Source organism: Parvibaculum sp. (assembly GCF_035511255.1).
In the GTDB taxonomy this organism is placed as follows: Bacteria; Pseudomonadota; Alphaproteobacteria; order Parvibaculales; family Parvibaculaceae; genus Parvibaculum.
In genome coordinates, this window is record NZ_DATKFR010000452.1 from 1 (window position 1) to 8461 (window position 8461).

The 8461-nt window shown below is 66.9% G+C and carries 10 protein-coding genes and 1 pseudogene; 2 read left to right on the plus strand and 9 right to left on the minus strand.

Features of this window, described 5'->3' with window-relative positions; translation table 11 throughout:
* The 5 genes from VMR03_RS16820 to hemC all read right to left on the minus strand — a co-directional run.
* Positions 1-692 (minus strand): alpha/beta hydrolase (locus tag VMR03_RS16820; protein ID WP_325407261.1); only part of this gene is annotated, 692 nt, incomplete at its 3' end.
* Positions 686-2269, minus strand: a complete 1584-nt coding sequence (locus VMR03_RS16825) for a heme biosynthesis protein HemY (RefSeq protein ID WP_325407263.1) — start codon at positions 2267-2269, stop codon at positions 686-688. The genes VMR03_RS16825 and VMR03_RS16820, both read right to left, overlap by 7 nt.
* Positions 2269-3573, minus strand: coding sequence for a COG4223 family protein (locus VMR03_RS16830; protein WP_325407264.1), 1305 nt, complete (start codon positions 3571-3573; stop codon positions 2269-2271). Before VMR03_RS16830 ends, VMR03_RS16825 begins: the two co-directional genes overlap by 1 nt.
* 133 nt (positions 3574-3706) lie before the next feature.
* Positions 3707-4420 carry a uroporphyrinogen-III synthase gene (locus VMR03_RS16835; protein ID WP_325407266.1) on the minus strand — a complete coding sequence of 238 codons (714 nt, stop codon included), beginning with the start codon at positions 4418-4420 and terminating at the stop codon, positions 3707-3709.
* 8 nt (positions 4421-4428) lie between these two features.
* A complete protein-coding gene (hemC, locus tag VMR03_RS16840) occupies positions 4429-5355 on the minus strand; it encodes a hydroxymethylbilane synthase (RefSeq protein WP_325407268.1) in 927 nt (308 codons plus the stop codon).
* A gap of 106 nt (positions 5356-5461) precedes the next feature.
* Here hemC and tsaD point away from each other — a divergent pair, with 106 nt between their 5' ends.
* The gene (gene tsaD / locus VMR03_RS16845; protein WP_325407269.1) at positions 5462-6553 is read left to right on the plus strand and encodes a tRNA (adenosine(37)-N6)-threonylcarbamoyltransferase complex transferase subunit TsaD; all 1092 of its coding nucleotides are present in this window, start codon (positions 5462-5464) and stop codon (positions 6551-6553) included.
* Between the two features lie 159 nt (positions 6554-6712).
* Here the strand turns inward: tsaD and VMR03_RS16850 are convergent, their stop codons facing one another.
* The 4 genes from VMR03_RS16850 to VMR03_RS16865 all read right to left on the minus strand — a co-directional run bounded on the left by VMR03_RS16850 (position 6713) and on the right by VMR03_RS16865 (position 8312).
* Entirely contained in the window at positions 6713-6940 is a 228-nt protein-coding gene (locus tag VMR03_RS16850; RefSeq protein WP_325407271.1) for a hypothetical protein, read from the minus strand.
* 214 nt (positions 6941-7154) lie between these two features.
* Positions 7155-7277, minus strand: coding sequence for a hypothetical protein (locus VMR03_RS16855; protein ID WP_325407273.1), 123 nt, complete (start codon positions 7275-7277; stop codon positions 7155-7157).
* A 71-nt stretch (positions 7278-7348) separates the two neighbouring features.
* Entirely contained in the window at positions 7349-7567 is a 219-nt protein-coding gene (locus VMR03_RS16860; RefSeq protein ID WP_325407275.1) for a hypothetical protein, read from the minus strand.
* Positions 7568-7796: 229 nt separating this feature from the next.
* Entirely contained in the window at positions 7797-8312 is a 516-nt protein-coding gene (locus tag VMR03_RS16865) for a TetR/AcrR family transcriptional regulator (RefSeq protein ID WP_325407277.1), read from the minus strand.
* 5 nt (positions 8313-8317) lie between these two features.
* On the opposite strand from VMR03_RS16865, the pseudogene VMR03_RS16870 reads away from it, so the two are divergent.
* Positions 8318-8461: pseudogene (locus VMR03_RS16870) on the plus strand (MFS transporter); the annotation flags it as partial.

Genomic DNA, 8461 nt, shown 5'->3' on the forward strand with positions numbered 1-8461 from the left:
TCGTAAAGCGTCAGGTCGTAATAGCGCGCCACCATGTCGTCGGTGACCTTGGACTGGTCGACAAAGACCTTGTGCAACCCCTCGGCGATGATCGAACGCGGCGTCACATAGAGAAGAAGCTTGTTGAGAACCGGCGTCTGCGCGAGGCGGAAGGCGAGCGGCACCTTGGCGCCCGGCTGCGGCTTTCGCGGAATACCCGACGCATCGACGAGGATCAGCGCCGAAACCTCGTCGGGCCAGGTTTCCGCATATTGCGCCGCGACGCCGCCGCCCATCGAATTGCCGCCGATCGCGTAACGCGTCAGGCCGAGCTTCTGCATCACTTCATGGACGAAGGCGACCATGCCCGTGCGGCTGTAATCGTCGTTCGGCACGGCGCCAGTGAGCCCGTGACCCGGCATGTCCATGGTCACCACGCGGTACTTCGCGCCGAGAATCTGGACCCAGGGTTCCCACGTATGGAGCGAGGCGTTGGAACCGTGGATGAGCACCAGCACCGGCCCTGCCTTGTTGCCCTGATCGCGCACATGCGCCACCGCCCCGTCGGGCAGCGCGATGAATTGCGAGGCCGCATTGGCATATTTCGGCAGCAATTCGTCCTTGCTCTTGTCGAAGCGGACCACCGACACGGCGATGACGACGATCGCGAGCAGAATGAGAATGCCCACGCCCTGAAGACTGCGCTTCACCATTTATGCGTTCCCTCCCCGTCACCCGGCTCGACGTCGAAATCGTCGGCACCCGGACCGGGATCGTCCGGCAGCGGTGGCGGAAAGGCAAGAGCTTCGTCTTCCTCGAGTTGCGGGCGGATGTGATGGGTCTCGGCGGCGGCCGGCGCGGGCTCTTCCTCCGCCAGCGGAGGTGCTTCAGGCGCGGGCCCGGACGGCACGACCGACGGCGCGACCGGCGGCACGACGACGGAGGGCAGGCGCAGGCCCGGCGCGCGCCATTGCAGCGCGTCGAATTCCCCCGTCACCGGATTGATCGGCGACCAGCGATGCGAGCGATACCCCTCACCGGTCCAGGCCTCGTCTTCCGGCGCATGAAGGGCGCGGGCAAGCCATTCGCGCGCGCTGCCGCGATCGCCATGCTCGCCTTCCTCGATCGCCGCTATCAGTTCGCAAATACGTTGCGACGGACGCCCATCCGCATTGCTGGCAGCCGCTTGGGCGCCGACAAAGGGCTCGAGCGCGCCGCGCGCCGCGAGCCAGTCGCGCGCCGCGACGGCCGCGCGCGCCAGCGCCACGCGGCTTTCGATGTGATCGCGGTTGTGCCCGGCGAGAAGGCGCACGCGTTTGAAGCGATCATAGGCGCTCTCGCCCTCGATCAGGTTCATGTAGGCGTCGGCAAGATCGGGATGCGGATGGCGAGCCCATATGTCCTCGACGAGTTTCGCGCCGCGCCGCACACGGCCCGTCTCGCCGCAGAGTTTCGCGGCCAGCGCCACGGCGGGGACGAAATCGGGTTCGAGCGACGCCGCGTCGAGCGCCAGCGACAGGGCTTTTTCGCGTGGACCTTTCTTCGCCTCGCCGGTCTGAAGGCGCGCCGCTTCTTCCGCCGTCTGCGCCTGTGCCGTCAGCAGCACGGCCCGGCGATGGCGCGCGACGTCCCGCGTGACGAGCTTCGCCGCCAGCATCCGGTCGAGCGTCGCGAGCGCCGCCGCCCAGTCCTCCTCCGATGTCTCGATCTCGAAGACGGCCTGCGCGGCCCAGGGCGTCTTCGGCCGGAGCGCGAAGGCCCGGCGCGCGATCTCGAGCGCGCGCGTCCTGTCATCGGCGCGGCGCGCCTGCACGAAGAGGCCGCGAAGCCCGAGGAACTCGGTTTCGGGCGCGGCCAGCATCGCCTCGAAATAGCCGCGCGCCGCGTCTTCCTTGCCTTCGAGCTGGGCAGCCTGCGCGGCCAGAAGCAGCGTCAGCGGCGTCTCGTCGAGAAAGCGCCTCGCCTGACCCGCGAAGCGCCGCGCCTCGTTCGCGTCGCCCGCAGCGACCGCGACCATGCCGCGCGTCAGCGCAAGAAACCCGCGACGGCGACGGCGCTGATCGAGAAAGGAAGAAAAACCCGCCGGCGTCCGGAGCGCGCCGAGTGCGATGCGATAGGCGAACAGCACCAGGAAAGCGACGACGACCATCAGCCCGAGACCGACGACGAAGCTCGTCCGCACCTCATAGCCGCGCCAATGCAGCACCAGATCGCCGGGATTGTCCGCGAGCCAGATCGCCAGCGCCGAGAGCGCCGCAACGATGAGGAATGTGTAGAGGGCACGCAGCATCAGTCGCCGATCCCGCCCGCCGCCGTGCCGTCGGCCGCCTTGGCGAGCCGCGATGCGACACGCGCCGAAAGGTCGCGGACGAGATCGTCCGTGTCGAGACGGGCGCGCGCCCGATTGAGCCAGGGTTTCGCGGCCTCTTCCGCCTTGCCCTTGAGCCTGGCGCCTTCCTCGACCGCGCCGGCGAGATCGTCGACCTTCAGGCGCTCTTCCATGCGGGCGACGACGGCCTCGGTCGTCTGGCCCGAAATCTCGCCCGTTCGCCGCACGGTGACGACGGAGCGGATGTTGGAAACGAACCGCGTCCAGAGCCCGTCATCCTCGGCGCTGCGCTCTGCGTCGAAGATCGCCTGCACAAGCGGCGTGAATTCCTCCTTGAGGCGCGCCCGCGTCGTCGCGCCCTTATCGGCGACCGGTGCGAGCCGCGTCAGTTCCGGCTCGTTCGGCAGGAAGGTCGCGACGGCGTCGAGCTCGCTTCTGAAGGGGCCCGCGCCTTCCGCCGCGCGGGCGAGATTGGCAAGCGCGAGGCCGAGTGCCGCGCGCGCGGCGGCATCCGGATCTTCCTTCTTGGCCTCCAGCGCCGCGAGCCGCGCATCCATGGCGGCGATCTTCGGCGTCAACTGGTCGAGCGCGCCGTTGAGGAGACGCAGCATCGCCTCGATCTTCGCCACCTGATCGGCGAGGCCGGCGGGCGGCATCGCCGTCGCGATCTCGTCGAGCTTCTTCTGGCCGGCCTGTGCCGCGGCTTGCGTGTCGGCAAGCGACTGCTTCAGCGCCTCCGTCTCGGCTGTGAGCTTGTCGAGCCGCGCATTGACGGCCCCGACGCTCTCCGGCGCTTGCGCAGCAAGCGTCGCTTCGGCGGCGGCGAGCCGCCCGTCGAGGCGTTTCGTCGTTTCCGTCAGCGTCTGATCGCTATCGTCGTTTTTCTGTTCGAGCGCCTCAATGCGCGCACCGAGGTCGGCAACCGACATGTCGGTCGTGCTGCCGAGCCGCCCGACCGCGACATAGGCGATGACGCCGGCCGCAACGACGGAGAGCACGACCGCGATGGCGATCGCGCCGAGCCCGCTCGCGCGCGACGCGGCCTTCCCCGGCGCCGGCGCGTCCGCCGAGGACGCTGTCGACCGGGCATCGTCTCCAAATCCGCCATCATCCGAACCGCCGCCACCGGTGCTGCTGGCCAGAACCTCCGCCTCGCCCTCGATCACGGGCGGCTCCTTGCGCGAGGGCGCCGCACGCGCATCCTTCTCGGGCCCCAGCACTTCTGCCTCGGGAGAGATATCCTTGTCGCCGCTCGCGTCGCTCATGGGAAAAGAAGGCCTCTTCAAAAATCGGACCCTCACTATAGAGGGGATCATGGCACCGGAAAGGCAGGATGGGCGGATTTCGGCCTTTTGCGCAATCCGCGCGCGCCCGAATGACGCGGGTACCGGTGACGAATCAGGCAAGACGCCCGAGCAGGGCGGCCTGAGTGGGTTCCGTGGCCGTCTCGATCGCCTTGAAGGGCAGTCCGGCCAGCGCGTCCGCCACCGCCCCTGAAAGACAATAGGCGGTCAGCGTGACGAGTGTTTGTTCGAGGCCCGCTGCGCGGATCAGGCTTGCGAAACTCCTGGCCGTTCTGGGTGAGTAAAAGAGCACGCCGTCGGCCGCTCCGGTCCCGAGCGCCTCGATCGCCGCTTCCGGCAGACAGTCGGCCGCAACCGCCTCATAGAGGGCGACCCGGTCGACGCTGAAGCCATGCGCCTCGAGCCCGCCCTTGAGGTCGCCCGCCGTGACGCTGCCCGCGACATGAAGAAGCGGCCCGCCGCCCGGCGCGAGTCGCCTGAGCGCCAGTTCGATCAGCGCCTCGACATCGCCGCCGGCGCTCGCGACATCGGCAAAGCCTGCTGCCCGCGCCGCCTCGGCGCTCGCCTCGCCCACAGCGAGGACGGGCAAGGCGGCGAGCCGCGCCATGTCGCGCCGTCGCGCGCCGACGGCCCGCGCGCCATTCGCGCTGGTGACGAGCAACGCCTGATAGGGCGTGTCGGGAATGGCGGCGTCGGCGAGCGGGCGGATCGCGAGCAGCGGCGCCGCGATCGCCTGATGTCCCATGGCGCGCAACGCCTCGGCGAGTCCGTCCTGATCCTCGTCCGGCCGCGTGACGAGAAGGCGCATGGGAGGCCTCAATAACCGTCGAAGAAATGCGGGCCCGCGCGGCTCTTCAATTCGGCGCCCGCATCGGTGCCGATGGCGATCGCGTCCGAGGCAAGCCCCTCGCGCGAGGTTTCGATCACTTCCGAACCGTCCGGCGTCAGGATCATCGCCCGCATCGCGAGCTTCTTGCCTTCGATGATGGCGAGCGCCGCGATCGGCGTGCGGCAGGAGCCGTCGAGCACGGCAAGCGCCGCGCGCTCGGCGGCGACGCGAAGCCCCGTCTCGACATGATGCAGGCGCTGCAGCAGCTCGCCGACCTCGTCGTCATGGGTGCGCCGCTCGACGCCCACGGCGCCCTGCGCCACTGCGGGAAGAATTTCCTCGGTCGAGAGCGGCGCCGTCACCTTGTCGAGAAGCCCCATACGGGTGAGGCCCGCCATGGCGAGCAGCGTCGCGTCGGCGACGCCGTCGGCGAGCTTCTGGAGCCGCGTGTCGACATTGCCGCGAAAGGGAACGATGGTGACGTCGGGCCTGCGCGCCTTGACCTGCGCGCCGCGCCGGAGCGACGAGGTGCCGACCACGGCGCCCTTCGGCAGCGTCGCGATGGAGGTCGCTTTCGCCGACAGGAAGGCGTCGCGCGGATCGACGCGTTCGAGAATGCAGTCGATGACGAGCCCGTCGGGCAGAACCGTCGGCATGTCCTTCATCGAATGGACGGCGAGGTCGATGCCGCCATCGGTCAGCGCATCCTCGATTTCCTTGGTGAAGAGACCCTTGCCGCCCAGCTCCGAGAGATTGCGATCCTGCACCCGGTCGCCGGTCGTCTTGATGACGACGATTTCGGCCGCCTCTTCGGCCGGAAGGCCGAGCGCGCGGCCGATCCGCACCGCGACATCGTTCGCCTGAATGAGCGCGAGCTTCGAGCCGCGTGTGCCGATGCGGAGCCGACGTTGCATGAGCCTTCTTCCGGGTGTTATGCCACCCTTCAATCAGGGCTTGCCGCTCTTATAAACGATCGCGGCGGCCCGCAAGAGCCCTTTCCACGGCGCAGCGGCGGACGATATGACGCGCGAAGGCGTGCTCACGGTACTCGGGATCGAAACGAGCTGCGACGAAACGGCGGCGGCCGTCGTGCGCCGCCATGCCGGCGGAGCGGACGGCTTGCGGGGTGAAATCCTCTCCAACGCGGTCTTTTCGCAAATCCGCGAACACGCGCCTTACGGCGGCGTGGTGCCCGAAATCGCCGCCCGCGCCCATGTCGAGCATCTGGACGGGCTGATCGCCCGTGCGCTTGCCGATGCGCATCTGGACTTCGACGATCTCGATGCGATCGCCGCCACCGCCGGACCGGGTCTCGTCGGCGGTGTCATCGTCGGCCTGATGACGGCCAAGGGCATCGCACTTGCCCGTGGCTTGCCGCTTGTTGCGGTCAACCACCTCGAGGGCCATGCGCTGACGGCGCGGCTGACGGATGGCACACCCTTTCCCTATCTGCTGCTTCTCGTTTCGGGCGGCCACAGCCAGCTTCTCGTGGTCGAGGGCGTCGGGCGCTACCGCCGCCTCGGCACCACTATCGACGACGCGGTGGGCGAGGCCTTCGACAAGGTCGCGAAGCTGATGGGTCTCGGCTTTCCGGGCGGCCCTGCGGTCGAACGCACCGCGGCGGATGGCGATCCGGCGCGCTTCCCGCTGCCGCGCCCGCTTTACGGCAAGCCCGGCTGCGACTTTTCCTTTTCCGGCCTCAAGACGGCGGTGCGCCAGCTCGTCGAAGCGCAAGGAGAGCTCGACGACCAACTCCGCGCCGACATTGCCGCTTCCTTTCAGGCGACCGTCGCCGATGTGCTGGCCGACCGTGTGCGCCATGCCATGGAGATGGCGGGACTTCCCGAAGGCGCGCGACGTCTCGTCGTCGCCGGCGGCGTCGCCTCGAACCGGACCTTGCGCGCGCGGCTCGAAAGCGTGGCGGCGGAAAAGGGCTTCGACTTCATCGTCCCCCCGGCGCGGCTCTGTACCGACAATGGCGCGATGATCGCCTGGGCGGGTGCCGAACGTCTCGCGCTCGGATTGACCGACGGGCTCGACGTGAGCCCGCTGGCGCGCTGGCCGCTCGACCCGACCGCGCAAGCCGCCCGCGGCGCCGGCGTGAAGGCCTGACACTCTCTTCCGGCTCTCTACCGGTTGCACCTTCATCGTCATGACCCGGCTTGACCGGGTCATCCACCTTCCTTCGCTGCAAAGATGGATGGCCCGCTTAAAGCGGGCCATGACGTCGACGAATATCTGGAATTTCGTTCGGGAAGGGCGTGGCTCTCTCTAAAGCCGCGGCCGCCACTCTTCGGCGAATTGCGCCAGCGCCTGTTCCGAGCGGAAGCAGAACCGGACCCTGTCGCGCCGGTTGCGCGGTCGCCATTCCGCGCCGAAGACGCTTTCGCACCAGACCATCATCGGCTCGATGTCGATCGCCCGCGCGCGAGGCGCGCTGACCGGAACGTCGATCGAGAAGGGATAAGGGTTGGATTCAATTGTCGCGGGCAAGGTCATGGGGCGCGGACCATATCGACGGAGAGGCATGCGTAAACCTAACCGCGTCATGGTTAAGAAGTTCCTGTGTCTGTGGACAAAAAAAGCCCCGGTGCGAGGAGGCACCGGGGCAAGAAAGACCTGAGTTGGCAGGCCTGCGTGTGCCGGGCCCTGGGGAGGGAGGGTAGGACCCGGCGGGAAATTAGGTCGGGCGATAGGCCCGGTTAGACCTCGTTCAGGCGATGTGGACGACGCCCGCCGTCTGCGCGATGAGCGTCAGGGTGTAGGCGGCGAGCAGCACGACGATGAAACGGGTCGCGAGGCTTTCGGCACGCTGTGCCTTGTTGGTGAGGTTCATGGATATCTCCTTCGGTTTCGGTTCGGGCGGCCTGGTCCCTCTTTTGGGGACGGCGCCCGGAATGGGTTTGTTCAGATCGCGTAGCGCACGAGCACATGCGCGAGGGTGAAGAGTGCGTAGGTCGCGATCGCGGCGTTGCCCAGATGGGCGCCGAGCGTGTCGCGGACGGCGAGGGGGCGCTCCGCCATGTCGGTCGATTTCGTCCAGGGCAGGATGTCTGCGACAGGACGGGCGACGGTTTCGGCGGCGAACGGCCTTGCGAATTGGGGCTTCAGCGCTGCGAGTGTCATGGCGGTCTCTCCTTCGGTGCGGCCGAAGGAGGAGGGAACCCCTTCGACAACCCCTATCTAGGAGGCACCTGAATGAAAAACAATGAATGAAACGAAAAATATTCAATCTTCATGTTTGCTGTTGCCGCAGCGCAACACATAACGCCGTTGTATGAGCGATTAGCTCATTCAAATCAGGAACTTGTGACTTTATTGCGAATTTGAAGAGATTTGGTGCGCCGCAGCAATTTCAGGCATCTACCATATTTCGGTGCGGATCGCTCATCGATATACCAGCCCTGAGGCCACCGATGATGAGCGCATAGACGCCCTCGAGTTCGCGCTCGAGCTTGTCGAGGGACAGCCGGGTGAAAAGCTGCGGATAGCTGAACTTCAAGGTCGCCGACTGGATCATTTCGGCAATGAATTCGGGATCGGCGACCGAAAATTCGCCCGAGGCATTGCCGTAATCGATGATCCGGCGCAGCACCTCGCGCTCACGCTTCAGGCCCTCATTGTGGAAATGGGGACGTTCGGCCGTGATGATCTGCGCCATCTCGACCAGTTTGGGGTCTCTTTCCAGCGTGTGAAACGTCTCGCGCAGATCCTGAAACAGGAAATCGTGCAGCCTTTCGCAGGCCGTCCGGCCGGGCTGGGTCAGGATATGGGAAAGCTCTTCCGCTGTCCGGATCGAGGCTTCGCGGGCGATTTCTTCGGCGATATCGAGCTTGCCCGGGAAATAGCGATAGAGATTCCCGGGCGACATATCGCAGTCGCCCGCTGGGCGGCGTCATCTTCGGCCACTTCGGCGACACGCTGGGGCGCAAGCGCATGCTGGTGCTGACGCTGATGATCATGGGCATTGCCACCACGGCGATTGGCCTGATCCCGACCTATGACCAGATCGGCATCTGG

Bases quoted from the DNA above. Each gene is read 5' to 3' on its own strand.
- VMR03_RS16825 (WP_325407263.1), bottom strand. From the start codon at position 2,269: ATGCTGCGTGCCCTCTACACATTCCTCATCGTTGCGGCGCTCTCGGCG.
- VMR03_RS16830 (WP_325407264.1), bottom strand. From the start codon at position 3,573: ATGAGCGACGCGAGCGGCGACAAGGATATCTCTCCCGAGGCAGAAGTG.
- VMR03_RS16835 (WP_325407266.1), bottom strand. From the start codon at position 4,420: ATGCGCCTTCTCGTCACGCGGCCGGACGAGGATCAGGACGGACTCGCC.
- hemC (WP_325407268.1), bottom strand. From the start codon at position 5,355: ATGCAACGTCGGCTCCGCATCGGCACACGCGGCTCGAAGCTCGCGCTC.
- tsaD (WP_325407269.1), top strand. From the start codon at position 5,462: ATGACGCGCGAAGGCGTGCTCACGGTACTCGGGATCGAAACGAGCTGC.
- VMR03_RS16850 (WP_325407271.1), bottom strand. From the start codon at position 6,940: ATGACCTTGCCCGCGACAATTGAATCCAACCCTTATCCCTTCTCGATC.
- VMR03_RS16855 (WP_325407273.1), bottom strand. From the start codon at position 7,277: ATGAACCTCACCAACAAGGCACAGCGTGCCGAAAGCCTCGCGACCCGT.
- VMR03_RS16860 (WP_325407275.1), bottom strand. From the start codon at position 7,567: ATGACACTCGCAGCGCTGAAGCCCCAATTCGCAAGGCCGTTCGCCGCC.
- VMR03_RS16865 (WP_325407277.1), bottom strand. From the start codon at position 8,312: ATGTCGCCCGGGAATCTCTATCGCTATTTCCCGGGCAAGCTCGATATC.